Annotated in this window: 16 protein-coding genes; 9 read left to right on the plus strand and 7 right to left on the minus strand. The window is 66.1% G+C overall.

Features of this window, described 5'->3' with window-relative positions; genetic code table 11:
• Positions 1 to 12: 12 nt before the first annotated feature.
• Entirely contained in the window at positions 13 to 831 is an 819-nt protein-coding gene (locus OZN62_RS07660) for a sulfite exporter TauE/SafE family protein (protein WP_269098950.1), read from the minus strand.
• Between the two features lie 94 nt (positions 832 to 925).
• Here OZN62_RS07660 and OZN62_RS07665 point away from each other — a divergent pair, with 94 nt between their 5' ends.
• Entirely contained in the window at positions 926 to 1732 is an 807-nt protein-coding gene (locus OZN62_RS07665) for a class I mannose-6-phosphate isomerase (protein ID WP_269098953.1), read from the plus strand.
• Between the two features lie 4 nt (positions 1733 to 1736).
• Here OZN62_RS07665 and OZN62_RS07670 read toward each other — a convergent pair whose 3' ends face one another.
• Together OZN62_RS07670 and gdhA are read right to left on the minus strand one after the other, a co-directional pair.
• Positions 1737 to 2522, minus strand: a complete 786-nt coding sequence (locus OZN62_RS07670) for an enoyl-CoA hydratase-related protein (RefSeq protein ID WP_269098954.1) — start codon at positions 2520 to 2522, stop codon at positions 1737 to 1739.
• A 41-nt stretch (positions 2523 to 2563) separates the two neighbouring features.
• On the minus strand, positions 2564 to 3928 hold the full coding sequence (gdhA, locus tag OZN62_RS07675) for an NADP-specific glutamate dehydrogenase (protein WP_269098956.1): 1365 nt from the start codon (positions 3926 to 3928) through the stop codon (positions 2564 to 2566).
• Between the two features lie 156 nt (positions 3929 to 4084).
• Here gdhA and OZN62_RS07680 point away from each other — a divergent pair, with 156 nt between their 5' ends.
• The 7 genes from OZN62_RS07680 to OZN62_RS07710 all read left to right on the plus strand — a co-directional run bounded on the left by OZN62_RS07680 (position 4085) and on the right by OZN62_RS07710 (position 17130).
• On the plus strand, positions 4085 to 6151 hold the full coding sequence (locus OZN62_RS07680) for an adenylate/guanylate cyclase domain-containing protein (protein ID WP_269098957.1): 2067 nt from the start codon (positions 4085 to 4087) through the stop codon (positions 6149 to 6151).
• A 150-nt stretch (positions 6152 to 6301) separates the two neighbouring features.
• On the plus strand, positions 6302 to 7045 hold the full coding sequence (locus tag OZN62_RS07685; protein WP_269098958.1) for a hypothetical protein: 744 nt from the start codon (positions 6302 to 6304) through the stop codon (positions 7043 to 7045).
• A 99-nt stretch (positions 7046 to 7144) separates the two neighbouring features.
• On the plus strand, positions 7145 to 8566 hold the full coding sequence (locus tag OZN62_RS07690) for a multiheme c-type cytochrome (protein WP_269098959.1): 1422 nt from the start codon (positions 7145 to 7147) through the stop codon (positions 8564 to 8566).
• A complete protein-coding gene (locus OZN62_RS07695; RefSeq protein WP_269098960.1) occupies positions 8566 to 10542 on the plus strand; it encodes a heme-binding protein in 1977 nt (658 codons plus the stop codon). The genes OZN62_RS07690 and OZN62_RS07695 overlap by 1 nt, the downstream gene beginning before the upstream one ends.
• 23 nt (positions 10543 to 10565) lie before the next feature.
• The gene (locus tag OZN62_RS07700; RefSeq protein ID WP_442864399.1) at positions 10566 to 12578 is read left to right on the plus strand and encodes a hypothetical protein; all 2013 of its coding nucleotides are present in this window, start codon (positions 10566 to 10568) and stop codon (positions 12576 to 12578) included.
• The gene (locus tag OZN62_RS07705) at positions 12578 to 16867 is read left to right on the plus strand and encodes an LVIVD repeat-containing protein (protein WP_269098964.1); all 4290 of its coding nucleotides are present in this window, start codon (positions 12578 to 12580) and stop codon (positions 16865 to 16867) included. The genes OZN62_RS07700 and OZN62_RS07705 overlap by 1 nt, the downstream gene beginning before the upstream one ends.
• 11 nt (positions 16868 to 16878) lie before the next feature.
• Entirely contained in the window at positions 16879 to 17130 is a 252-nt protein-coding gene (locus OZN62_RS07710; protein ID WP_269098967.1) for a hypothetical protein, read from the plus strand.
• On the opposite strand, the gene OZN62_RS07715 is transcribed toward OZN62_RS07710, so the two are convergent.
• Genes OZN62_RS07715 through OZN62_RS07730 form a run of 4 tightly spaced genes read right to left on the minus strand, consistent with a single transcriptional unit; the run spans position 17127 to position 23121 of the window.
• On the minus strand, positions 17127 to 17987 hold the full coding sequence (locus tag OZN62_RS07715) for a phosphodiesterase (RefSeq protein ID WP_269098968.1): 861 nt from the start codon (positions 17985 to 17987) through the stop codon (positions 17127 to 17129). The genes OZN62_RS07710 and OZN62_RS07715 overlap by 4 nt on opposite strands.
• Positions 17988 to 18027: 40 nt before the next feature.
• Positions 18028 to 19773: a cytochrome c3 family protein gene (locus OZN62_RS07720; RefSeq protein ID WP_269098969.1), complete on the minus strand. Its 1746-nt coding sequence runs from the start codon at positions 19771 to 19773 to the stop codon at positions 18028 to 18030.
• Positions 19774 to 19786: 13 nt separating this feature from the next.
• Positions 19787 to 20656: a hypothetical protein gene (locus tag OZN62_RS07725; protein ID WP_269098970.1), complete on the minus strand. Its 870-nt coding sequence runs from the start codon at positions 20654 to 20656 to the stop codon at positions 19787 to 19789.
• Positions 20656 to 23121: an NAD(P)-binding domain-containing protein gene (locus OZN62_RS07730; RefSeq protein WP_269098971.1), complete on the minus strand. Its 2466-nt coding sequence runs from the start codon at positions 23119 to 23121 to the stop codon at positions 20656 to 20658. The genes OZN62_RS07725 and OZN62_RS07730 overlap by 1 nt, the downstream gene beginning before the upstream one ends.
• Positions 23122 to 23239: 118 nt before the next feature.
• Between OZN62_RS07730 and OZN62_RS07735 the strand changes: the two genes are divergently transcribed.
• Positions 23240 to 24151 carry a tetratricopeptide repeat protein gene (locus tag OZN62_RS07735; RefSeq protein ID WP_269098972.1) on the plus strand — a complete coding sequence of 304 codons (912 nt, stop codon included), beginning with the start codon at positions 23240 to 23242 and terminating at the stop codon, positions 24149 to 24151.
• The last annotated feature ends 68 nt before the right edge of the window (positions 24152 to 24219 follow it).

Below are 24219 nucleotides of genomic sequence, written 5' to 3' on the forward strand. Positions count from 1 at the left end.
TCCCCTGTTGCCTCAGCTGTTGGTGATCATCGTTACTCCGACAAAGACGAGATAGAGCCCGAACACGGTCCGCAGCAGCTTCGGGCTGAGCTTGTGCGCCACCGCCACACCGAGCGGCGCGCACAGCACGCTGGTGACGATGACCGCAGCAGCGGCGGGCAGGTTGACGTAACCCAGCGAACCCCACGGCAGGCCCGTCTCGTCGAGGCCGATCAGCATGAAACCGAGGCTGGCCGGAACGGCGATGATCGCCCCCATCCCGCTGGCAGTGCCGATCGCACGGTGGATGGGCGTGCCACACATGGTCATGGTGACCGTGGTGATGGTCCCGCCGCCGATGCCCAGCAGGGCGGACAGCAAGCCCAGCCCGCTGGCAAGGCTGGCGCGCGCCGCGCCGCCCGGCATGGCTTCAAGCAGTTGCCGGTCGTGCACCTTGGGCACGAGGAAATGGATGGCGAAGCCCAGCACGCCGACGCCGAAAATCAATGCCAGCGTGGCGGAGCTGACATGGTCGGCCACCACCGCGCCCAGCACGGTGCCGCCCACCACCCAGGGTGCCCAGCTTCTCAGCACCGAGCGATCGACCGCATCCCGGCGCGCGTGGCTGACAACGGAGCGTAGCGAGGTGAAGATGATGGTCGCCAGGCTGGTGCCCACGGCGACGTGGGTCAATTGTTCGGGTGCCGTGCCCAGCAAGGGCAGGATCAGCACCAGCGCGGGCACCACCACGAAGCCGCCACCGATGCCGAACAGGCCACCGGCAAACCCGGCCGCAGCGCCCGCAGCCAGCAGGGCGAGAAAAGGCAGCAGCAAGGCGGTGTCCCCGATCACGAGAGAAACTGATACGCTGCACTGCAGCAAAGGGCGAGTAGTTTCTTAGTCGGTACTTTCCAGCCTTCGCCATGCTGCTAAAGAAGCACGCGAAATGATCCTGCCTGTCGAAACCGTCGAGAAAGTCTGGGGCCGCGAAGCGCTGCCGCCGCCCTTCCCCGCGACGGGAGGCAAGCGGATTGGCGAAATCTGGTTCGCGCCGCCGCCGGACATGCCCGACCTGCTGGTGAAATACCTGTTCACCTCGGAAAAGCTCTCGGTGCAGTGCCACCCGACGAAGGAGCAGGCCTGTGCGAACGGGGATGGGGAAAGCGGCAAAGAGGAATGCTGGCTGGTGGTCGCGGCCGAACCCGGCGCGACGCTGGGCATCGGCTTCGACCGGGAATTGTCGGCCGATGAAATACGTGCTGCCGCGCTCGACGGCAGTATCGAGCAATTGCTGACGTGGCACGAAGTGCACGCGGGCGATTTCTTCTACATCCCGGCGAACACGGTGCACGCCATCGGCCCGGGTTGCTCGATCATCGAGGTGCAGCAGAACTGCGACATCACCTATCGCCTGTACGATTACGGTCGCGACCGCGAACTGCACCTGGAACGCGGCATGGCGGTGGCCGACGGTTCACCCTACGACAGGGCGCTGCGCCAGCGCTTGCCCGCCACCGGCCACGCGACACTGGTGGAAGGGCCCGCCTTCCGGCTCGACTATGTCCATGGCGTGCCCGACGATGGTCTGCTCTACAGTTATGCCGACAAGCTGCTGGTGATCCCCATCGCCGGGGAAGTGCTGGTGGACGGCGGCGAGGTAGTGAGGCCGGGCGAATGCGCGCTCGCCCGGAACCTCGCCAGCGTCACCTTCGCTCCCGCAGGCAAGGCGCTGGTGACAGCCTCGCTCGACTAGGCGCCTAGCGCCCCTTCCACTCGGCCTCGCGCTTCTCGACGAAGGCCTTCATGCCTTCCACCTTGTCCTCGGTGGCGGCGAGCACCTGGAACAGGCGACGCTCGTACTTGAGGCCGGCATCCAGCGTCGTCTCGAAAGCGGCGTCGACCGCTTCCTTGTTGGCCATGGCGGCGAGCGGGGCCTTGGCGGCAATCGCCGTGGCCGCTTCCAGCGCTTCGTCGAGCAGCTTCTCGTGCTCCACGACGCGCGCGACCAGGCCGCTGCGCTCGGCTTCCTCGGCGCCCATCATGCGACCGGTCAGGCACAGGTCCATCGCCTTGGCCTTGCCCACGGCGCGGGTCAGGCGCTGGCTGCCGCCCATGCCGGGAAGTACGCCAAGGTTGATTTCGGGCTGGCCGAAGCGCGCCTTGTCCGACGCGATGATGAAGTCCGCCATCATGGCCAGCTCGCAGCCGCCGCCCAGCGCGAAGCCGTTGACCGCGGCGATCCACGGCTTGCGGATTGTGCGGGTGAATTCCTCCGTCCAGCCGGAGAAGAAGTCTTCGGCATAGAATTCGGCCGCCGGCTTGTCGGCCATTTCCTTGATGTCCGCGCCCGCGGCAAAGGCCTTGTCGCCGCTGCCGGTCAGCACCGCGCAGCGCTGGCTGGCGTCGGCATCGAAGGCAGTGAAGGCGGCGATCAGTTCGGCCAGCACTTCGCTGTTGAGCGCGTTCAACGCCTGCGGACGGTTGAGGGTAACCAGCGTGACCGCGCCAAGCTGTTCGACGAGGATGTTGGAATAGTCAGTCATGCCGCCCCCGATAGGCCGGAGGCGGCACGACATAAAGGGGTTTAGACGACGCCGAAGGCGAGCATGGCGTCGGCAACCTTCTTGAAGCCGGCGATATTCGCGCCTTTCACATAGTCGACATAGCCATCGCCCTGGTCGCCGTACTCGACGCACTTTTCGTGGATGCCTTCCATCAGCTCGGTCAGCATTTCCGCGAGGCGACCATGATTCCAGCTGATCCGCTCGGAGTTCTGGCTCATCTCGAGGCCCGAAACCGCGACACCGCCGGCATTGGCCGCCTTGCCGGGGCCGTACATGATCTTGGCATCGTGGAAGACGTGCACGCCTTCCAGCGTGGTCGGCATGTTGGCGCCTTCGGACACGGCGATCACGCCGTTCTCCACCAGCGCCTTGGCCTCTTCCTCGTTCAGCTCATTCTGCGTGGCGCACGGCAGCGCAAGGTCGGCCGATACGTTCCACGGACGGGCGCCGTCGCCATGGTAGGTGGCGCCGGTGAAGTGGTCGACGTAGTCGCTGATGCGGCCGCGGGTGTGCGTCTTGTGATGCTTGACCCAGTCGATCTTCTCCTGGTCGATGCCGTCGGGATCGTAGATGAAGCCGCCGCTGTCCGACAGGGTCAGCACCTTGCCGCCCAGCTGGGTGATCTTCTCCGCCGCATGGGTGGCGACATTGCCCGAGCCGGAGATGACCGCCGTGTGGCCCTCGATGTCCTTGCCGCCATGCTTCAGCATGTTCTGCAGGAAGTAGACCGCGCCATAGCCGGTCGCCTCGGGCAGCATTTGCGAGCCGCCATATTCCTGGCCCTTGCCGGTCAGCACGCCTTCCCAGCGGTTGGTGATGCGCTTGTACTGGCCGAACATGTAGCCGATCTCGCGACCGCCCACGCCGATATCGCCGGCCGGCACGTCGGTATCGGGGCCGATGTGGCGATAGAGCTCGGTCATGAAGCTCTGGCAGAAGCGCATGACTTCGGCATCGCTCTTGCCCTTCGGATTGAAGTTGGAGCCGCCCTTGCCCCCACCCATCGGCAGGCCGGTCAGCGAGTTCTTGAAGGTCTGTTCGAACGCCAGGAACTTCAGCACGCTCTCCGTCACCGACGGATGAAAGCGGATGCCGCCCTTGTAGGGGCCGATGGCATTGTTGTTCTGCACCCGCCAGCCGCGCTGCACGCGGATGTTGTGGTTGTCGTCCTCCCAGCACACGCGGAACGACACGACGCGATCCGGCTCGGCGATCCGGCGCAGGATCTGCGCCTCGTGATATTCTTCCTTGTCCTCAATGAATTCGAAGATGTCCTGCGCGACTTCCTGCACCGCCTGGATGAATTCGGTCTGTCCCGGATTGCGTTTCTTCACCCCTTCCATGAACTGGTTGAGATCGACGTGCCGGTCGTAAACGGATGCCATAATAATTCCCCCCCTGTCGGAATCTTGTCCGATTCCCTGCAGGACTTATGGGCCTTTTACGTATCGATGAACAAGAGTTTGCGGCTTGAATTTCTTGCGCGGCTGTCGGACTAAGGTCGGCGCAGGGGGGATTTTACTTTGTCGGAACCACGCTCGATGCGGCTGTTTACCGCTGGCTGGAGAAAGGTCGGCGAGGCCGGTCCGCGTCGCCTGCTTATTACCGCGATGCTGCTGATCGTCGCCCTGCTATTGGCACGCTTCAGCTGGTCGCTGCCCTTCACCGACACCGCCGAGCGCGCGCTCTACGATTACCGCGCCTATTCGCTGGCCGAGCAGGTGGAGCAGGACGAGCGCATCCTGATGGTCGTCTACAACGACCAGACGCTGATCCAGCTGGAAAAACGCTCCCCGCTCGATCGCGGCCTGCTGGCCGATGCGCTGGCGAACATCGATCAGATGGGCGCGAAAGCGATCGGCATCGATATCCTGTTCGACCAGCCGCAGTCGGAAGATGCGCAGCTGCTCGAAACGCTGCAGAACATGCAGACGCCGACCCGCGTCGCCTATGCTGAGACTGAGACCAACGAGCTGGATATCATCTACGACCAGCAGCAATATCTGGATGCCTTCATGGCCGAGCTGGAGGGCACCAATTCGGGTCCGGCAAGCGTCCGGTTGACCGCCACTTCGGGGGTCACCCGGCTATTTCCCACCATCGAGGAAGGCATTCCGCCGCTGCTGGGCCGCTCCATGCTGATGGCAGCGGGCGAACCGGCCGTGGAGCAGTTCGAAGGCTATGAAGGGGCGATCCGCTACCGCCTGCCGGCGGTCTATGGCGATCCTGCCCTGGGCGAAGAGCCGACCTATGGCGTTCCCAACTATACCGTCCTCACCATCGACCTGTTCGCCAATCCGGACATTGCCCCCGGGCTCGCTTCGGTGGTGGAGGGGCGCTACGTCCTGATCGGCGGCGACATCGTCGACTATGACCGCGCGCTCACACCCTTTTCCGCCTTCAACGATCCCTGGACCGAACAGGGTGGACGCTCGGTCAATCCGGCAGGGATGGAGATCCACGCCGACACCATCGCCCAAATGCTCGACGGCGTGCGGCTGAAGCAGGTCGACGACTGGGCGGTCTGGGCGCTTGCCTTCCTCACCGTGGTCGCCGCCGCGCTCACGGCGCTGCTGGAATTGAAGAGCTGGCGCGTGGTGCCGCTGCTGGTGGCACAGGTCGCCATCTTCATCGGCCTGCCCTTCTTCCTCCACGCGCACGGAGTGGACACGCACGGCTTTCCTGCCTTCGGCCCGGCGCTGGGCTGGGTGGTGGCCTTCACCGGCGTGACCAGCGCGGCGCGCGCGGCAACGGCGGTGCAGCGGCAGTTCGCGCAAGGCGCGCTCGGCAAGTACCTGCCGCAAAGCATCGCCGACGAGATCATCGAGAAGCCCGAACTGCTCAGCCTGGGCGGCGAGAAGCGCGAGATCTACGTGCTGTTCTCCGACCTCGAAGGCTTCACCAAGATGAGCCACGCCATCGCGCCGGAAATGGTCGCCAAGCTGCTCAACCGCTACCTCGAGATGCTCTCCGACGTGGTGCTGGAGCACGGCGGCATCCTCGACAAGTTCATCGGCGATGCGGTGGTGGCCTTCTGGGGCGCGCCGATCAGCCGGCCCGACGATGGCGAGCGCGCCGCGCGCTGTGGCTATGCCATCTGGCAAGCGGGCGAGGCCTTCCGCAAGGAAGTGGAGGAGATGGACCCGACCCTGCCGAAAATCGGCAAGACCCGCGTCGGCCTGCATTTCGGCGAGGCGGTCGTCGGCAACTTCGGCGGCGAGAACCGCATCCAGTACACCGCGCTGGGCGACTCGATGAACACCGCCGCGCGGATGGAGTCGGGCAACAAGGCCTTCAAGAGCTCGATCATGGCGACCGGCGAGTTTGCCACTCGCTCCGGCCTCGACTGGTGGCGGCGCATGGGCCGCGTGGTGCTGTCGGGCCGGTCTAGCCCGGTCGACCTCTACGAGCCCGCACCCGACTTTCCCGAAGCCGACCGCAAGGCGCTGGCCAAGGCCAACGAGCTGCTCGACACCGATCGTGACAAGGGTCTGGAAATGTTGCAGGAAATCGCTGCACGCCATCCCGAAGACGAGGCGCTGCAGGCGCTGCTTGCTCGCAGTCACGATCTGAATGAGGCCGGCGCCCATGTGCTGGGCTCAAAGTAATGCCGGCCCTGAACCGTACTGTCAGGGTGAATTCAGCAGGTCGCGGACAAATATCGCCAAGCGCGCGCAACAAAATTTTGTTTAAGCGGCTGACAAGCGCTGTCGCATTTTGTTACAACCTCGCGCACAGGTGGTGGAGGAATCAGAACAATGTCCCCGGTTAGCAAGTTCGGCTTGGCAATCGTGGCGGGTACTCTCGCCCTTGCGCTGGCCCCTCAAGCTGTAGAGGCGGGCACGGTTGTCGCCTCCAGTGGACCGTCTGCCAGCACCTATCCTGTCGGCACCCAGGTCAGCGATACGCAGCGCATTTCCTTGCGCGCGGGTGACAGCGTGACCGTGCTCGACGGCGGGCGCACACGCGTGCTGCGCGGCCCCGGCACTTTCATCCTTGCCCAGCGTGGCGGGGCCAGTTCCGACAACGTCGCGCTGTCCGCGCTCACCACGCGCCGCGCCGCCAGCCGGGCGCGAACGGGTGCGGTCCGCGGTGTCGATGACGGCACGCCGGCATCCAACCCGAACATCTTCTACGTCGACGTCGCCGTTCCCGGCACCGTCTGCCTGTCGAACATCGACCGCGTGAACCTCTATCGCGGCGGCGACCGTTCGCAGGAAGCCATGTACACCATCGCGCCTTCCGGCTCGCCGGAAGAGGCAGTGAATGTCACCTTCCCCGCCAACGAAATGCTCGCGCGCTGGGATTCCGCGCTGCAGCTGCGCGACGGGGCGACCTACACCATCGGCAGCGAGGCCGAGGGTGAGGACGTACAGGTGACCTTCGTGCAGCTGACGGACGTTCCGGAGGACAATCCGGAAGCGCTGGCGCAGGCATTCATTTCGAACGGTTGCACCGCGCAGCTCAGCCAGATTGTGGCGGCCGCCCAGACCGGCGGCTAGGATAAGGGGGTTCCGCCGCAGTCCGGGAAGGGACCGGACGCGGTGGCGAAGTCGGCAGCGGGGGCAGCCGGCAGGGAAATTTGGAGGGGGGTACACGCCATGGGTTCACGCGTGAGGAGTGCCATCGACGGCATGCGCCATGCTGTCGCTCGCCATGCCAAGCGCGTGCTGCCGGCCCTGGGGATCACCAGCGGCGCGATTGCTGCCGTCGCCTTGGGACTGACCGGCAGCGAACCCCTGCAGGCGCAGAATTCCTACAGCTTCACCGGCGTCGCTTCCTGCGCGGGCTCCACCTGCCACGGCCGCTCCGAAGGCAATGGCGCCATCGTGCGACAGGACGAGATTGCCACCTGGCAAAGCCCTTCGGCCGTCAGCGGGGCGCACAGCCGCGCCTACAATGTCCTGCATAACCGCCGCGGGCGCCAGATTGTCGCCTCGCTTGGCTACAACGCCCAGCAGGAGGCGGAGAACTGCTACGGCTGCCACGCCACCTTCGCGCCGGTCAGCCAGCGCGGGCCGAAATTCCAGCTGGACGACGGCGTCGGTTGCGAAAGCTGCCACGGTGCGGCCATCGGCTGGATCGACTCCCACTATGAAGTGCAGGGTACGCATCCGAACAACGTCCGCAACGGCCTGACCCCGCTGGAACAGCCGCAGGAACGCGCCCGCGTCTGCCTCGACTGTCATTACGGCAGCACCGATCGCGGGCAGTTCGTCACCCATGCGATGATGGCCGCCGGCCACCCGCGCATCACCTTCGAGCTCGACCTGTTCAGCTCGTTCCAGCAGCACCACGACGTCGACGACGACTATGTCCAGCGCAAGGGTCGCCCGGATTCGGTGCGGCTCTGGGCCGTCGGCCAGGCCGAGGCGGTGGCGCGCGCGACGGACCTGTTCGCGCGGCCCGACTACGGCACCGAGGGGGTCTTCCCGCAGCTGTATTTCTACGACTGCCACAGCTGCCACCGCGCGATCACCGACGGGCCGGACCGCCGCCTGACCTTCGAGACCAACCCCGCGCGTCCGATCACCTTCGGCCAGCCGCCCTTCAATGACGAGAACATCATCATGCTTTCCAGCGTGGCCGATGCGCTCGCCCCGTCCCGTGCGGAAGCCTTCCGCAGCGCCGCGCGCGGCTTCCACGACGCGATGGACCAGGGTCGCCCCGAAGCGCAGGCAGCGGCGATTGCCTTGCGTACCGAAGCGCTGGCGCTGTCCAACGCACTGGCGGCACGCAGCTTCGGCAACAACGATGCCTTCGCCGTGATCGAGCGGATCGGCAGCGACGCCACCGCGCCGCGCTTCACCGATTACGCAGGCAGCGTGCAGGCGGTGATGGCGGTCGATACGCTGCTCAACGCGATGGTCAGCGACGGCCGCGTCACGCTCGGCGCCGCGGCAGGCATCCGCGCCAATATCAACCGCGCCTATGCGGCGGTGGCGAGCCCGGGCGGCTATCGTCCGGCGGCCTTCCGCGAAGCGCTGGGCAGCGCCGTCAACGCGATCGGACGGCTGCGGTAATGCGCGTCAGGGGGGCAACGGCACTTCTTGCAGCGAGCGCGCTGGTCCTCGCATCCTGCGGGGGAGGCGGATCGTCGGGCGGCAATACCGGCAATACGCCGACGCCCACGCCGGCACCTGCTCCGCCGCCGACCACGGGCAATCCGTTCCCCGCGCCGGCGCAGGAAGCACTGACCACGGCAGATGTCGGCACGATCATCGCACAGGCGGTGGCCGAAGCGCAGATGCGCAACCTGCCCTCGATCATCACCGTGGTGGACCGGGTGGGCAACGTGCTCGCCGTGTTCCGCATGAACGGCGCCAGCCCGACCGCGCTGGTCAGTCGTGAGCGTATCGGGGCGGACCTGCCGGCAGGCCAGACCTTCGGCCTGCAGGGCGTGGAAGTCCCCGCCCAGCTCGCCTCCATCGCCAAGGCGGTGACCGGGGCCTACCTTTCCAGTGGCGGCAATGCCTTCACCACCCGCACGGCCAGCCAGATCGTGCAGGAGCACTTCCCGCCCGCGCCGACCACGGTGGGGCTGGAAAGCGGTCCGCTGTTCGGCGTGCAGTTCAGCCAGCTGCCCTGCTCGGACCTCTCGGCCCGTTTCGGCGACGGCATGATCGGCCCCAAGCGCTCGCCGCTGGGCCTCGCCGCCGATCCGGGCGGCATCCCGCTGTACAAGAACGGCGTCGTCGTGGGCGGTATCGGCATCATGGGTGATGGCGACTACGGCTTCGATTCCAATATCCTCGACGTCGAGAGCGACGCCGAGGAAGCGATTGCCATCGCCGGGGCGCAGGGCTTCATGGCGCCGACCGACATTCGCGCCAATCGCATCTTCGTCGACGGCACCAGCCTGCGCTTCACCGACGTTCCGACCGATCCCGGCGCAGGCGGCGGCAACTTTGCCGCGATCAACGGCACGGCCGGCGATCTCATCCCGGTAACCGGCTACTACAACGGCGGTGCGCTGCTGGCGGGCACGGCTTACGGCACCCAGGCATCGGGCCTGCGCGCTGCCACCGCAGCCGAGTTTTCGGGTGCGGGCGCCTTCGTGCTCGACGATGGCAACGGCAATCCGCGCTATCCGATCCGCGGCGGCACCGATGGCGCCAGCGTGGCGCAGCCGCTGACGCAGGCGGAAGTGCGCGCCATCGTGGAAGAGGCCTTCGCCGTGCTCACGCGCGCCCGCGCGCAGATCCGCCGTCCGCTAGATTCGCGCATGCAGGCGAGCATCAGCGTGGTCGACACCCATGGCGAAATCCTCGGCATCGTGCGTTCCGCCGACGGGCCGCTGTTCGGCATCGACGTGTCCTTGCAGAAGGCGCGCACCGCTACCTTCTTCTCCAACCCGGTCGCCGCCGCGCAGATGCAGGCCGCCGGTGGCGATATCGCCGCCTATGTCGACCGGGTGCGGCTGTTCCTGAACAACCCGAACGCGCTGACGGGCACCCATGCCTTTGCCGACCGTTCGGGCGGTAACCTCTCGCGCCCCTACTTCCCCGATGGCGAAGTGGGTCGTCCGCCGGGTCCGCTCTCGGTCGAGGTCTCTGACACCTTCAGCCCCTTCATGGTCGGCCTGCAGACCGACCTTGTGCTGGCAAACATCGTCGAGCACGTTTTCTTCACCGCCGGTGCCAACCCGGATACGCAGCGTGGCTGTACGGCGCTGCCCAATTCGCCCTCCGGCTCTCCGCGCATCGCCAACGGCATCCAGATCTTCCCGGGCAGCGTGCCGATCTATCGTGGCGACGTGCTGGTGGGCGGCATCGGCGTTTCGGGCGACGGCATCGACCAGGATGACATGGTCAGCTTCCTTGGCCTGCACAACGCAGGCGTGCGGCTGAACACCGGCATCGGCAATGCCCGACCGGCCATTCGCGCTGACCAGATCGAAGTGCAGACCGGCGGCACCACCACGCGGCTGCGCTATGTCAGCTGCCCCTTCGCGCCGTTCCTCGACGATCCGGCGCAGAACGTCTGCGAGGGGCTATGAGCAGCACTGCCCTTCCCCTCCTGATGGTCATGGTGGCCGGCCAGCCGCAGATGCAGCCGGCCGAGGACGTGCCGCAGCAGGAGACTGGCCAGACCCGTCCCGACGGCGGACTTGGCACCCAGGTCGATCCGGCCGAACCGGTCGACCCGGACATCATCGATGGCCGCCGTCGCCCCGGTTACACGGGCGAACTGCCCGATCCGGTGACGCAGGTAAACGAAGGCGCGGTGCGCGCACCGCCGCCCACGGCCTTTCCCGACCTGGCCGACCAGATCCCGGTGCCTGACCGCTGGCGCCTGATGCAGACGCTCGCCCCGGTGCTGGGCCCCGGCGTCGACAGCATCATCAACTCCGGCGATTTCGATCCCTATCATCAGAACACCTACAAGGGTGACCGCCCGATCTGCATCAATTCGGCGGAAGAGCGCGCCCGCCGCGCGGCCATGCGCCATGACGCGGAAGAGGCAGAGCGCGCCGCCGCCGCCGCCGAGGGTCGCACCTACAATCCCGATGACGTGGAATATCCGGTCGGCAGCGCGGAGTGCTGGACGCCGCGCTTCCTTGGCCTGCAAGGCAACGACTGGTTCTTCGTCGTCAACGCCGTTTCCGACACCGTCATCGAGCCGCGCACCTTCCCGATCCCGGTCGGCGTGCAGACCACCGAAGACCCGCAGCGGCTGGATGTCTTCGGCAGCGATTTCTCGCCGGTCTTCAGCCAGACCTTCATCGCCGGTTTCGCGCTGATCAAGGGTTCCACCGCCTACAAGCCGCCCGACGTCGAGTACCGCGTAACGCTGGCCTACAACATCAACCATGTCGACGTGCCCGAACGCCGCGTACTGTTGGTCGAGCCGAGCCGCGCGTCCAACCGCACCGACCATTTCCTGGGGGTGCAGGAAGCCTTCTTCGACTACCACATCCGCAACACCAGCGAGCGGTACGACTTCGACAGCTTCCGCATCGGCATCCAGCCGTTCCAGGCCGATTTCCGCGGCTTCCTGTTCAACGACAGCCAGTTGGGCATCCGCTTCTTCGGCACCCGCGACAACAATCGCTTCCAGTACAACCTCGGCGCCTTCTGGCGGCTGGAGAAGGACACCAATTCCGGCCTCAACTCGGTGGTGCAGACCCCGCGCAGCGACTGGGTCTTCGTCGCCAATGCCTATCGCCAGGATTTCCTGATCCCGGCGCTGACGAGCCAGTTCACGCTGGTCTACAACATGAACCGCGAAGGCGACGACGTGGAGATCGACGACAACGGTTTCCCGGTGCGTCCCGCCCTGCTCGGCACCTTGCGCGGGCGCGACTACGACGTGCTCTATGTCGGCTACAACGCCGATGGCCGCATTGGCCGCATCAACCTTTCCGCCAGCATCTACGGCGCCTTCGGGGAAGACCGGAACAGCTTCTTCACCGACCAGCCCGCCGACATCCGCGCCTATTTCGGCGCGGCGGAGCTCAGCTACGACCGCGACTGGATGCGCTTCCGCCTGTCGGGCCTCTACGCCAGCGGGGATTCCGATCCGTTCGACAACGTCGAGGGCGGCTTCGACGCGATTTTCGAGAACCCGATCTTCGCCGGGGCCGATACCAGTTACTGGATCCGACAGACCATCCCCTTTGCCGGTGGTGGCCGCGTGATCAGCGTCAATGGCCGCAACGGCATCCTCAACTCGCTGCGCTCCTCGAAGGAGCAGGGACAGTCCAACTTCAACAACCCCGGCCTGATCCTGACCGGCGTGGGCGCCGATTTCGACCTGTCGCCCGAAGTGCGCGTATCGGCCAATGCCAACCATCTCTGGTTCGAGGATACCAGCGTGCTGGAAACGCTCCGCGTCGAAGGCTCGATCCCCGAGGATATCGGCTTCGACGTCTCGGCCTCGGCCATCTGGCGGCCCAACGCCAACCAGAACCTCGTCTTCCGCCTCTCCGCCGCCGCGCTGGTGGCGGGTGACGGCTTTCGCGACCTGTTCGACAATCTGGGGCAGGACCGGGTGTACTACTCGGTGCTGGCCAATGCGGTGCTGACATACTGATGCTGAAACGGTTTTCGCCCCATCGGCCCTTGCGCCATGTGATCCCCGCCGCTTTCGCCGCGGGCGCCGCACTGCTGGGGGCAGGATCGCTGCTGGCCGCGGGTGGATACGAAACCGCCGTCTACCGCGATTACGAGGGCGCCGGCGTGATCGCCGACCCGGCACCGCAGAACCAGAGCTGGCAGCAGGCGGTCGACAAGTCCGAAGGCTGCCTCACCTGCCATGCCACTTCCGATGCCCCGGTGGAGACCGGGCTGGAACACACGCCGCTGCTGTCCACCATGCACGCATCCGACGCGGTGGTGCTGGGCTGTACCGATTGCCACGGCGGCAACGAGAACGTGGCCGGCAACCCGGACCTGGGCTTCGAGCATCCCGACTATGTCGCCGCGCGCGATGCCGCGCACGTGCTGCCGACCTATCCCGACAGCTGGCACTATCCGTCGTCGGCCAATCCCGAGCGGTCCTATTCGCTGCTGAACCGCGAGGCGCCCGAATTCGTCCGCTTCGTGAACCCCTCGGACTATCGCGTGGCGCGCGAGGCTTGCGGGGCCTGCCATATCCAGGTGATCGAGGCGGCCGAACGCTCGCTGATGGCGACCGGTGCCATGCTGTGGGGCGGCGCGGCCTATAATAACGGCATCCTGCCATTCAAGAATTACGTGGTCGGCGAAGCCTACACCCGCGAAGGCGAGGCGGCCGTCATCCTGAGCCCCGGCGAACCGTTCGGCACCGTGACGCCGGAACAGCAGGCGCGCGGTGCGCTCGGCGCACTCTACCCCCTGCCCACCTGGCAGGTGGTGCCGCCGGCCGACGTCTTCCGCGTGTTCGAGCGCGGCGGCCGCACGATCAACTCGCAGTTCCCGGAAATCGGCATCCCCAACCCGACCGGGCAGGTGCAGCGCCTGGAGGAACCGGGCCGGCCCGACCTGCGCCAGTCGAACCGTGGCCCGGGTACCGGCCTGCGCGCCGCGATCCCGGTGCTCAACATCCACAAGACCCGCCTCAACGACCCGTTCACCTGGTTCATGGGCACGAACGACCAGCCGGGTGACTATCGCCATTCGGGCTGCGCCAGCTGCCACGTGGTCTATGCCAACGACCGCGAATACCGCCACTCGCTGACCTATGCGCAATATGGCCGCGACGGGCAGACCATCACGGCCGACCCGACGATCAACAGCCAGACGCAGGAACACCACGGTGACGATCACGCCTACGCCGACAGCGGCCATGGCGGACTGATCCAGCCCGGTGATGGCGGGCATCATGGCGACGATCATGGCGACGGCCACGACGGCGGCGTACCGATGGAGGATCGCGAGCGCGGCCACCCGCTGCAGCACGTCTTCACCCGCGCCATCCCGACCGCGCAGTGCATGAACTGTCACATGCACCAGCCGAACATCTTCCTGAACTCGTACCTCGGCTACACCATGTGGGATTACGAGAGCGACGCGCCCTTCATGTGGCCGGGTCCGGAAAACCGCACCCCGCGCCCCGAGGGGATGAGCGACGAGGAATACCAGAGCACCTATCTGCAGCAGCGCTATCCCACGGCAGAGGAAGTGCGCGCCGTGCTCGATCGCAACCCCGAAGGCGCGAGCCCGCGCGGCCTGTGGGCGGACATCGATTTCCTGCGCAATGTCTACGATCTCAACGACGATCTGGAGCACACGCAGTTCGCCGATTACCACGGCCACGGGTGGAACTTCCGCGGCATCTTCAAGCGTGACCGCGAAGGCAACCTTCTGGATGCCGATGGTGAAATCCTGCGTCCCGGCGATCCGGAAACGGATACGCCCGAGCAATTCGCCTATCACAACGAACGCTGGCGCCAGCGCTTCCGCCGCGATGGCGAGGGACAGTTCGTCGAGGTCGAGACCGACCCGGCCCAGAACGGCACCAACAATCCCGGCGTCGCCGTACACATGATGAGCATCCACGCCGAGAACGGCATGCAGTGCGCCGACTGCCACTATGCGCAGGACAGCCATGGCAGCGGCCTGATCTACGGCGAAGTCGCCAATGCCATCGAGATCGGCTGCAAGGACTGCCACGGCACGGCGGACGACTATCCCACGCTGCGCACTTCCGGCCCCGCCGCCCCTCCGGGCGGGCACGACCTGACCCTGCTGCGCAATCCCGACGGTCGCCGCCGCTTCGAATGGCGCGAGGACGAGGACACCGGCCGCCGCACGCTGATCCAGCGGTCGATCATCGATCCGGAGCTGGAATGGGAAGTCAGCCTGGTGCGCGACAGCGTCGATCCGGCAGCGCCCGACTTCAACGCCCTGTCCGCCCGCGCCAAGCTGATGAGCCGCGATACCGATACGTTCGCCTTCGGCCCCGGCATCGAACCGGCCGACCGCGCGCACGGCGACGAGGAAATGGCCTGCTTCACCTGCCACCTCTCGTGGACCACCAGCTGCGGTGGTTGCCACCTGCCGATCGAGGCCAACTGGCAGAGCGAAGTGCACCGCTATGACGGGGAGACCACCCGCAACTTCGCCACCTACAATCCGCAGGTGGCGCGCGACGAGATGTTCCAGCTGGGCATCCACCAGAGCACCAAGGGCAACCAGATCGCCCCGATCCGCTCGACCAGCGCACTGGTGCTCAGCTCCACCAACATCAACCGCGAGCGTATCTACATCCAGCAGCCGCCGATCGCCTCTTCGGGCTTCTCCTCGCAGGCCTTCGCGCCGCACTTCCCGCATACGGTGCGGCTGACCGAGACCAAGACCTGTTCGGACTGCCACCTCTCCGAGGCGGAAAACAACAACGCCATCATGGCGCAGCTGCTGCTGCTCGGCACCAATTTCGTGAACTTCGTGGGCGCCAATGCCTGGACCGGCCTCGAAGGCGGGTTCGAGGCGGTCCGCGTCACCGAATGGGAAGAGCCGCAGGCCGTGCTGGGCTCCTACCTTCACCGTTATGCCTATCCCGATTACTACCGCCAGTTCGTGGAGGAAGGTAACCGCGAGCTGCGCGACTGGACGCGCGGCCAGTTCTTCGACGGCGACCTGTCGGGCGAAACCCGTGCGGTGGAGGAATTCGCCAACGTGCACGAAGGCACGCGCGACCGCGTCGGCTGCCTGCAGATGCGCGGCGAATACATGTTCGTGGCCGAGGGCCGCGGCGGCTTCCGCGTCTATGATATCGCCAGCATCGGCAACAAGGGCTTCTCCGAGCGCATCATCACCGCGCCGTTCAGCCCGCTGGGGCATGACACCCACGTGAGCACCGAGAACGCCACCTGCATGGCGCTGCCGACCAACCAGGCCATCGCGCCGACCCGCAACACCGAGCAGATGCGCGCGATGAACCAGGAACAGCCGTTCCTGCCGATCTACTCCTACGCGGTGATCACCGACGCGGAAGAGGGCCTGGTGCTCGTCAACGTCGACACGCTGGCCGATGGCGAGCTGCGCAACAACGATCTCGACCGGCTGGAGCTGGCCGATGGCAGCGATGCCTGGAACCCGGACGGCGTGCTGGACGGTGCGCGGCACATCCACCTGGCGGGCGAGGTGGCCTACATCACCGCCGATGCCGGCCTCGTGGTGGTCGACCTGTCGGACCCGGCCAGCCCGCAGCTGTCCGCCGTGCGCCCGCTCACCGATGCGCGCGCCTCGACCATCCAGTTCCGCTACCTGTGGGTTACCGATGCCGACGGGGTGAAGCTGTTCGACGTCACCGATCTGCGTAACCCGGTCGCGCGGCCCGAAGGCACGATCCCGCTCGCCAATGCGCAGCGCATGTATATAGCGCGCACTTATCTCTACATCGCCGGCAAGCAGGATGGCCTGGTGATCGCCGACGTCACCCGCCCGCTGCAACCGCGCATCCACTTGCGGGAGACTTTCGGCGGGCAGATGAACGACGTCGAGGACGTGATCGTCGCCTCCACCAACGCCAGCCTGTTCGCCTATGTTGCGGACGGGGTAAACGGCATGAAGGTGCTGCAGCTCACCAGCCCGGACAGCCAGCGCAACTACTATGGCTTCAGCCCGGCGCCGGTGCCCGAACTGATCGCCTGGGCGCGCACGCAGTCACCCTCGATCTCGCTCTCCAAGGGCCTCGACCGTGATCGCGGCGTGGACGAGACGGGTGGGCAGATGGCAGTCTTCGGACGGCTCGGCTCGCGCCCGTTCAACCGTGCGGAGATGGAACGCCTGTTCCTCAACGAAGCCGGTGTGCCCTGGCGCGTAAGCGACGAGCCGGACATGAGCGCCTGGGTGCCGGGCGCCGGGCCGGTAATGGCGCGGCGGCGTCCGGGCCTATAGGCAGCAAGCTTGTGAACGCGCTTCTCGACAGGGTGATCGAGTTCGAAGCCCGGCACGAGAAGGTGATTTCCATTGCCCTTGGCCTGTGGTTCTGGGCCGGCGTCGCAGTCTACGCGCGCTTCATCTCGCTGCCGGACATTCCCGGCATCGACGAGCAGGCGATCTTCTTCTGGGGTTCAGCCGCATTCAACGCGCTGTGGTGGGGTTTCGCTCGCCCGGCCATGGTGCGGCACAAGCAGCGCAGGATGGCGGAGGGCGACTAGCCCTTTCCCTTTTCCTCTTCCATGTGCCGGATCATCGGCTGCAACTGCGGTCCGTAGTAGGCCAGCACGTCCCAGTCGCAGACCCGCTCGTAATGGCTGACGAAGGCGGTGCCGTCCCAGCGGTGGAGCGCATAGGTCGGCGGCTCGGTGGTGATCAGGGCGCGGGCATCGGGTGTCTTGCTGCTGATCGGGCGCAGGTCCATCGACACCAGCGGCGCGACCGACGGCGTCACGCAGACGGGAATGCCCTGGAAGCGGGCATTGAACTGGCGGTGCAGGTGTCCGCAATGCAGCGCCTCGATGCGCGCTTCGTTGCCGGCAACCGCCTCGGCGAAATTGGCCAGCCACTTGTCGTCGGGATGCGGGTCCATCCACTCGATGCCGGAGATCGCCGGCGGGTGGTGCATGAAGATGACCACGGGCAGGTCCGGATGCTCGGCCAGCACGCCTTTCAGCCAGTCGCGCCGCTTCTCGCAGAAGGCGCCGCCGTGGCGACCCAATTCCAGCGTATCGAGCAGGACCACCAGCAGCCCCTCGGCCACCCAGGCGCTCTGCACGAAGCCGTCGGCATCGGTTTCGGTGGTGGGGAAGGCGTTGAGCAGTTCCTCGCGCGTGTCGTGATTGCCCACCAGCACCTTCACCGGAAAGGGCAGGTCGGCCACCAGTTCGGCGGTCTTCTCGAAACTCTCGCGGTCGCCGCGGTCGGTAATGTCCCCGGTCAGCAACAGGAGGTCGATCGGATTGGGCTGCTTCACCAGCCGTTCCAGCACCGCGCGGAACCGCTGGCGGTTCAACTCCTCGGGCCGTGCTTCCGGCTCGAATCCGATATGGATATCGGTCATTTGCGCGATCAGCATGGCCCGTCCCCCTGCAAACCCGACATCATGGCGGGATGCGTCAAGGCTCCTGCTCTCGTCGACGCGTCAAGCTTGCAACACGGTGTGGTGCGGAATCAACCCCTTGCGGCGGATGGTAGGAGTGACACATCGCGCAGCTGGACGGGACTTCGGCTTCCAGCGCCGTTTCCCCCAGATGGCAGTCGCGGCAGGATTCGAGATCCGGCAGCAACAGGTCGGTGGAGCTGTCGGAGGTATCCGCCGCGTGGCAGCTGGAACAGTCCTCCTGCGTGTGCGCGTCGTGATCGAACCAGCCGTGCTGGAACCAGCGGCTGCGCTGGGTCACCGGCACCACGGCCAGCTCGGCCCCGTCGGCCGGGTAGTGGCACTCGCCACACAGCGCGCCGTCATCCAGTGCGGCGCGCGTCAGGCGGCCCGGCATCACCCGGCTGAAATTGCCATAATAAAGGCCGCCCTCGGCAAACGGACCCGGACGACGCCGACCGCTGGCCACGGGACGGCGCGGGCTGCGGTCGCTGGCCATCAGGTCCGCCTGCGTCTGCTCGACATCGCCGTGGCTGAGCGAACGGAAGGTGTTGCCCACCCGGTCGTACACCAGCGAGTGGCAGCTTTCGCAGCTGTCCTCCATCTCCACCGGCAGGAAGCTGACGCCGTCTGCCGTGGTCTGGTGGCAGTCGTCGCATTCCAGCGCCCCGCCCCCGGCATTGATGCCCAGCCGCATGGCCATGCGCGCCACGCCGTTGGTGGTGGAAAGGTGCATGTCGTGCGGGAACTTCAGCCCGTTGAAATCGGTGCTGATGGTGTCCAGCGACAGGCGGATCTCCTCCGCCCCGCGCGCCGGACGCACCAGCGCCTGGAACTGCGGGTGGACCTGCCCGAAGTCGCTGGCGTTGCCGAGCGCGGTGTCGGTCAGCCGGGTATCCAGCGTTTCGTGGCAGTCGGCGCAGAACTTCTCGCTGGTCGGCTCCATCCGGCCTGTGCCCTCGTGCTCGGTATGGCAGTCGGTGCAGGCGCCCGGACCCGGTTTGTTGAAGGCATGGGCAACGCTCCACAGGAAGGCTTCGCCGCCCGAGAATTCGGGCATGCCCGCCACCAGCCGATCCTGCTCGGCATGGTCGGCCAGTTCGCCGTGACAGGTCAGACAGGTCTCGTCGCGCACCGCCACGAAAGGTTCGGTGTGACAAGCCTCGCAATTGTCCTCCAGCCCGTGGTGGACCGACGACAGTGCGCCGGTGGACCAGCTCGCATCCATCAGCGTCGAGCCGGTATCCTCGATGCTCGGCTCGACGACGGGTTCGCGGGTGAGATGGGTGAAAATGGGAATGGCCAGGAAGGCGACGACGATCGCCACCACCGCCGTCCAGCTCATCACGCGGCGACTGGGCAACACGCTGGCAATGCCGAAGCCGGCCAGCTGGTCGCGCCCCTCGCCCTCGTCTTCCTGCGCCCGGCGAATGGTGACGAGCACTTCGCCGCCCTCGCCCTGGCCGATCTCCAGCCGATAGCTGCCGACCCCCAGCTCGCCGCCGCGCGCCGGGTCGATCTCGGCCTCCATCGTGTTCACCCCGTCATGGGTGAAACCGAGGCCGCCGACGGCCTTGGCTTGCAAGGTACCGCTCGGCGTCTGGGTGATGGAAAGATGCTGCTGTTCCACCGCCAGGTCCGGCAAGGCGATGGCGTTCTCACTGGCGCGGCCGACGCCGATGACATCGCCTTCCACGTCGCGATCACGGACGATTTCACGGCCAGTGGCGGTGAGCTGGATGCTGCGGACAAGGATCTTCATCGCGCTTCCTCCCTCACCAGTAGTAGAACACGGAAATGATGTGCGCGGTCAGCGCGGCAAGCAGCGCGATGGTGACCGGCACATGCACGTAGAGCCAGACATCGAGCAGTGCGCGCAGCTTCATCTGGCGGCGGATCTGGTCGAGCTGGGCGCGACGCTTGCGCAGCAGCTTCACCACCTTGTCGGTCGCCTCGTCGTGCGAACCGCCCGGCCCGAAGGTGTCGAGCGCGGCGATGGTGCGGCACTTGCGGTAGTTGCCCGAAAGGCGCGTCATGATACCGAAATCGAATGGATCCTGCTCCAGCGCGGCGATGACGAGGTCGCTCGCCTCCCGCCCGAGCGGCTGCGAGGCGTTCTCCAGCTGGCGGTCGATGGCGGCCAGCGCCTCCAGCATCTCCGCCTTGGTCATCTCGCGGCGGTTCTCGCTCACCTTCTGCGGCAGCAGGGCATAGACGGCGATGCCGTACATGCCGGACACGATGACCACGATCATCAGCGCCCAGGCCAGCGTGTGCACGTTCCAGCCGAGCTGGAACCCGGTGTGCAGCGTCCCGATCACGATCAGCGCCAGCCCGAGGTACACATGCGCGCTGGTCCAGGCCTTGAGGCTCCATTGCCCCTCGGTCATGCGGCGCTTGCGGATGCCCAGCAGCGCCAGCCAGACGATCAGCCCGGCGCCGATGGTGCCCAGCGTATAACCGTACCAGCTGCCGCCGTTGTGGCGCGGCTGCACGTCGATCAACATGTAGCTGGCGATGCAGACCAGGCTCACCACCAGCGCGACCTTCAGCCAGCGCCACGAGCGATGCTTCAGGAAGCTGATGTGATCGGAATTGCGGCGCGCCTCGTCGGCAGCGAAACGGTTGTCGGGAGTGCTCGCCATTACTCCACCTCCTCCGTCAGCTTGGTGACGGTGAGGAACTTGTCAGGCGATACGCGGATCGCCGCGCCCGTGGGACAGGCGCGCACGCAGGCCGGACCGCCTTCGATGCCGGAGCACATGTCGCACTTGATCGCCTGCTTGGGCTGTTCGGGATCGCCATGGCTCTTGCGCCAGGAATAGCTCGCCTCGCCCGGTCCCGGCCCGCGACCGAACAGCAGCCATTGTAGCAGCGATGGCTTCTGCGGCGGCTTCGCATCCATGCGGATCACACCATAGGGGCAGTTGCGCTGGCAATTGCCGCAGCCGATGCAGGTATCGTCGATGAAGACCTCGCCATCGGGGCCGCGCTTGATCGCGTTGGGCGGGCAATCGGCCATGCAGTGCGGATGCTCGCAGTGGCGGCATGACGTCGGCACGTGCAGGTGCGCGTAGGACTTGCCCGCCTCGCGATCCAGCCGCGACAGCCCCTCGTGACTGTCGGCGCAGGCGCGCTCGCAATTGTCGCAGGCGACGCACAGGGTCTCGTCGATCAGCAGCACGTCGGTCGCCTCGCCGATGCCGTTGTCGACCAGGAACTGCGCGGTTTCGGAATACATGTCGGCCGCGCTGCCGAAGCTATCCTTGCGCGCTTCGACGAAGGCGTTGACCTCGCGCCGGCCGCGCATGTCTTCCAGCAGCTTGGCGCGCAGCGCCTCGTTCGCATCGAGCACGCGGGTGAAGGCCTCGCCCGGGAAGCGCACCACTTCGGCCTTGATCGCGGCTTTCACCGTGGCCGTGCGCTTGGACCCGTCGATCACCGCCATTTCGCCGACGTAGGAGCCGGCGGGCAGGTAGGACAGGAAGACCGGGTGACCGCCGATGCTTTTCTCGACGATCATCGATCCGCGGCGGATGATGTAGATGTCCTTGTCGTCCGCGCCTTCCTCGATCAGCACCTTGCCCGCCGGCACGTCGATCACCTCGCCGGTCTCGACCAGCTCGGCGACGTCTTCCTTGGTCAGGCCCGAACGGAACATCTGCAGCAGCTGCCGTTCCACGGTGATGCGGTTCACCGCCCGGCCCGCACTGGGGACCGTGGCGATCAGCTTCAGCGCGGCATTGCGCGACAGTTCGATGGTGACGAGCGGCTCGGCCGCACGAATGGTCGCGCCGCGCCGGCGGCCGGAAATCAGGCCGACCTCGCCGAAAATGGAGCCCTGCTCGATCGGCACGGTGATCGAGGGGTCCTCCGGGTTCACCTCTACCGCGACCGACCCTTCGGCAATCGCGAACATCGACGAACCCGGCTCGTTGCGGGTGAACACCACTTCGCCGGGCGCATAGTAATGCACGTCGGAATCGAGCATCAGCTCGCGCAACTGCAGCGGCGACAGCTCTTCGAAAATTCTCACCTGGCTGCCGAAGATTTCCAGCCAGTCCTCGACCGAGCGATTGCCCGGCAGGCCGGCGAACTTCTCTTCCAGGATCGGCTGGTCGGCAGGCTTCAGATCGGTATTGCCGGAGATGAACTCGATGACGTCATAGCCCTGGTTCATGCAGTGCTTGATCAGCGGATAGCCGGCCAACGCACCGATCACGAACACGCCGTTCTTGGTAGTCTCGAATGTCGGGGTCAGCGCGGGGAAGGCGTCGCGTTCCTCGCTAGTGAACTGGACGCCCACTTCCTCGACAAAGGCGCGCGGCGGCTTGGAACCCGTACGGGCGATCACCCGGTCGCAGCGGATAACTTCCTGCCCGTCGCGGGTTTCCAGCACCAGTTCGCCGCCATGTTCGCCCATGCGCAGCTCTGCCGGGCTGGTCTCGCGGCGCACGAAGATGCGGCCATCGGCCTCGGCCTCTTCCAGCAGCTTGACGTTGGCGCCCTTGGCGCGGGCAAAGCTGTCGCGGCGGTTGAGGATGGAGACGACATTGGCCTGCGCCGGATCGGCGGCCAGCCCCAGCGCGTTCTCGATCCCGGCATCGCCGGACCCGACCACGGTGATATGCTCGTCGTAATACTCGGTGGGATCGTCCAGCTGGTATTGCACCAGCGGCAGTTCGGCACCGGGAATGCGCAGCAGGTTGGGGTTGCCCTGCGTACCGATGGCCAGGATCACGTATTCGGCCTTGAGCGGCTCCTGCCCCTTCATCTCCAGCGTGAAGTTGCCCGCCTCCCCGGTAATCGCGGTGACCTCGGCATTGTAGAGGACGTTGACCTTGCCTTCCTCGATCTGCCGGTCCCAGGTTTCCAGGATCGCCTCGCGCTTGCCGGCCTCGAAATCGAGGTCGGAGCGCAGCACCAGGTTGTTGGGCGTCGCCATGACGTGCTTGCCCTTCTGGTACTTGAAGATGGTGTCGGAAAGGTGGTCCGTCTTCTCGATCAGGACATGGCTCATCCCCTTGGCCGCCGCGTGCGCAGCCGCACTGAGGCCAGCCGGCCCCGAGCCGACAATCGCTACCTGAACCCCACCTGGCCCCTGCGTCATGTAATCCCCCCGGATGCAGGCGTTATGCATAAATTGCGACGGCATGGAAACAGCCGATGCCGGTTGCGGCGAAATTTTCTTGCGCTATTCTTGGTTTCGCACGCGGGGGGCAGCACAAATGGGCAGTTTGAAGACAGGCACTATTGCCGCGATTGCGGCAGCATTGGTGCTGGCGGGAATTGTGGGCTGGCGCTTTCTTGGCGGGGACGGCGACACGACTGCGCCGGAAGCCGGCGAAGCTGCCGGGATGTCCACCGCCCCGACACTGGAGGAACTGGCGGAGCGGGCCGAGGCCGATCCGGACAACCCTGTCGCCTGGCAGGAACTGGGCCTCGCCTATTTCGGTGCCAACCGTTTCGACGAGGCGGCTGCCGCCTACGAAAAGGCCGTGGAGGCCGATCCGGACAGCGCCGTGCTGTGGTCCTCGCTGGGCGAGGCACGGGTGATGGCCAGCACCGACGAGCCGCTGCCCGCCCCCGCCATCGAGGCCTTCCGCCGCGCACTGTCGCTGGATGGCTCCGACGCACGCGCACGCTATTTCATGGCGGTGCAGAAGGATCTTGGCGGCGACCACGAAGGGGCGATCGCCGACTGGCTGGCACTGCTGGCGGATACGCCCCCGGGCGCGCCGTGGGAGACCGACCTCGTCCGCACGATCCAGCAGGTCGGCGCGATCAACGACATCGAGGTGGAGCAGCGCATCGCCAGTGCCGCGGGCACGCGCGACCTGCTGCCTGCCGATGCCTTGTCCGGCCCGCGCGGACCGACGCAGGAGCAGATGGCGGCAGCGGCCAGCCTCTCTCCCGACCAGCAGCAGTCGATGGCCGAAGGCATGGTGCGAAACCTCGCCAACCGGCTGGATGCGCAGGGGGGCAGCGTGGACGAGTGGGTGATGCTGATGCGCAGCTACCAGCAGATGGGGCGGCTGGGCGAAGCGCGCCGCACGCGTGACCGGGCGCTGGCCGCACATCCTGAATCCGAGTCGCAAATAAATAGCGTTGCCGAGAACTTAGGTATTCGCTCAAATTGAAATAAATATTCGGGCGACGTGGACTCGTTGTCGCATAAGCTGCATAGTTATTTTGCAGAACAGGTCGC

This window comes from Aurantiacibacter sp. MUD11 (assembly GCF_026967575.1).
Lineage (GTDB): Bacteria > Pseudomonadota > Alphaproteobacteria > Sphingomonadales > Sphingomonadaceae > Alteraurantiacibacter.

What these genes read in the sequence shown, in the direction of transcription:
- OZN62_RS07705 (WP_269098964.1), top strand. Translation starts at nt 12,578, where the DNA reads ATGCTGAAACGGTTTTCGCCCCATCGGCCCTTGCGCCATGTGATCCCC.
- OZN62_RS07700 (WP_442864399.1), top strand. Translation starts at nt 10,566, where the DNA reads ATGGTCATGGTGGCCGGCCAGCCGCAGATGCAGCCGGCCGAGGACGTG.
- OZN62_RS07690 (WP_269098959.1), top strand. Translation starts at nt 7,145, where the DNA reads ATGGGTTCACGCGTGAGGAGTGCCATCGACGGCATGCGCCATGCTGTC.
- OZN62_RS07720 (WP_269098969.1), bottom strand. Translation starts at nt 19,773, where the DNA reads ATGAAGATCCTTGTCCGCAGCATCCAGCTCACCGCCACTGGCCGTGAA.
- OZN62_RS07730 (WP_269098971.1), bottom strand. Translation starts at nt 23,121, where the DNA reads ATGACGCAGGGGCCAGGTGGGGTTCAGGTAGCGATTGTCGGCTCGGGG.
- gdhA (WP_269098956.1), bottom strand. Translation starts at nt 3,928, where the DNA reads ATGGCATCCGTTTACGACCGGCACGTCGATCTCAACCAGTTCATGGAA.
- OZN62_RS07725 (WP_269098970.1), bottom strand. Translation starts at nt 20,656, where the DNA reads ATGGCGAGCACTCCCGACAACCGTTTCGCTGCCGACGAGGCGCGCCGC.
- OZN62_RS07685 (WP_269098958.1), top strand. Translation starts at nt 6,302, where the DNA reads ATGTCCCCGGTTAGCAAGTTCGGCTTGGCAATCGTGGCGGGTACTCTC.
- OZN62_RS07670 (WP_269098954.1), bottom strand. Translation starts at nt 2,522, where the DNA reads ATGACTGACTATTCCAACATCCTCGTCGAACAGCTTGGCGCGGTCACG.
- OZN62_RS07695 (WP_269098960.1), top strand. Translation starts at nt 8,566, where the DNA reads ATGCGCGTCAGGGGGGCAACGGCACTTCTTGCAGCGAGCGCGCTGGTC.
- OZN62_RS07715 (WP_269098968.1), bottom strand. Translation starts at nt 17,987, where the DNA reads ATGCTGATCGCGCAAATGACCGATATCCATATCGGATTCGAGCCGGAA.
- OZN62_RS07680 (WP_269098957.1), top strand. Translation starts at nt 4,085, where the DNA reads ATGCGGCTGTTTACCGCTGGCTGGAGAAAGGTCGGCGAGGCCGGTCCG.
- OZN62_RS07665 (WP_269098953.1), top strand. Translation starts at nt 926, where the DNA reads ATGATCCTGCCTGTCGAAACCGTCGAGAAAGTCTGGGGCCGCGAAGCG.
- OZN62_RS07735 (WP_269098972.1), top strand. Translation starts at nt 23,240, where the DNA reads ATGGGCAGTTTGAAGACAGGCACTATTGCCGCGATTGCGGCAGCATTG.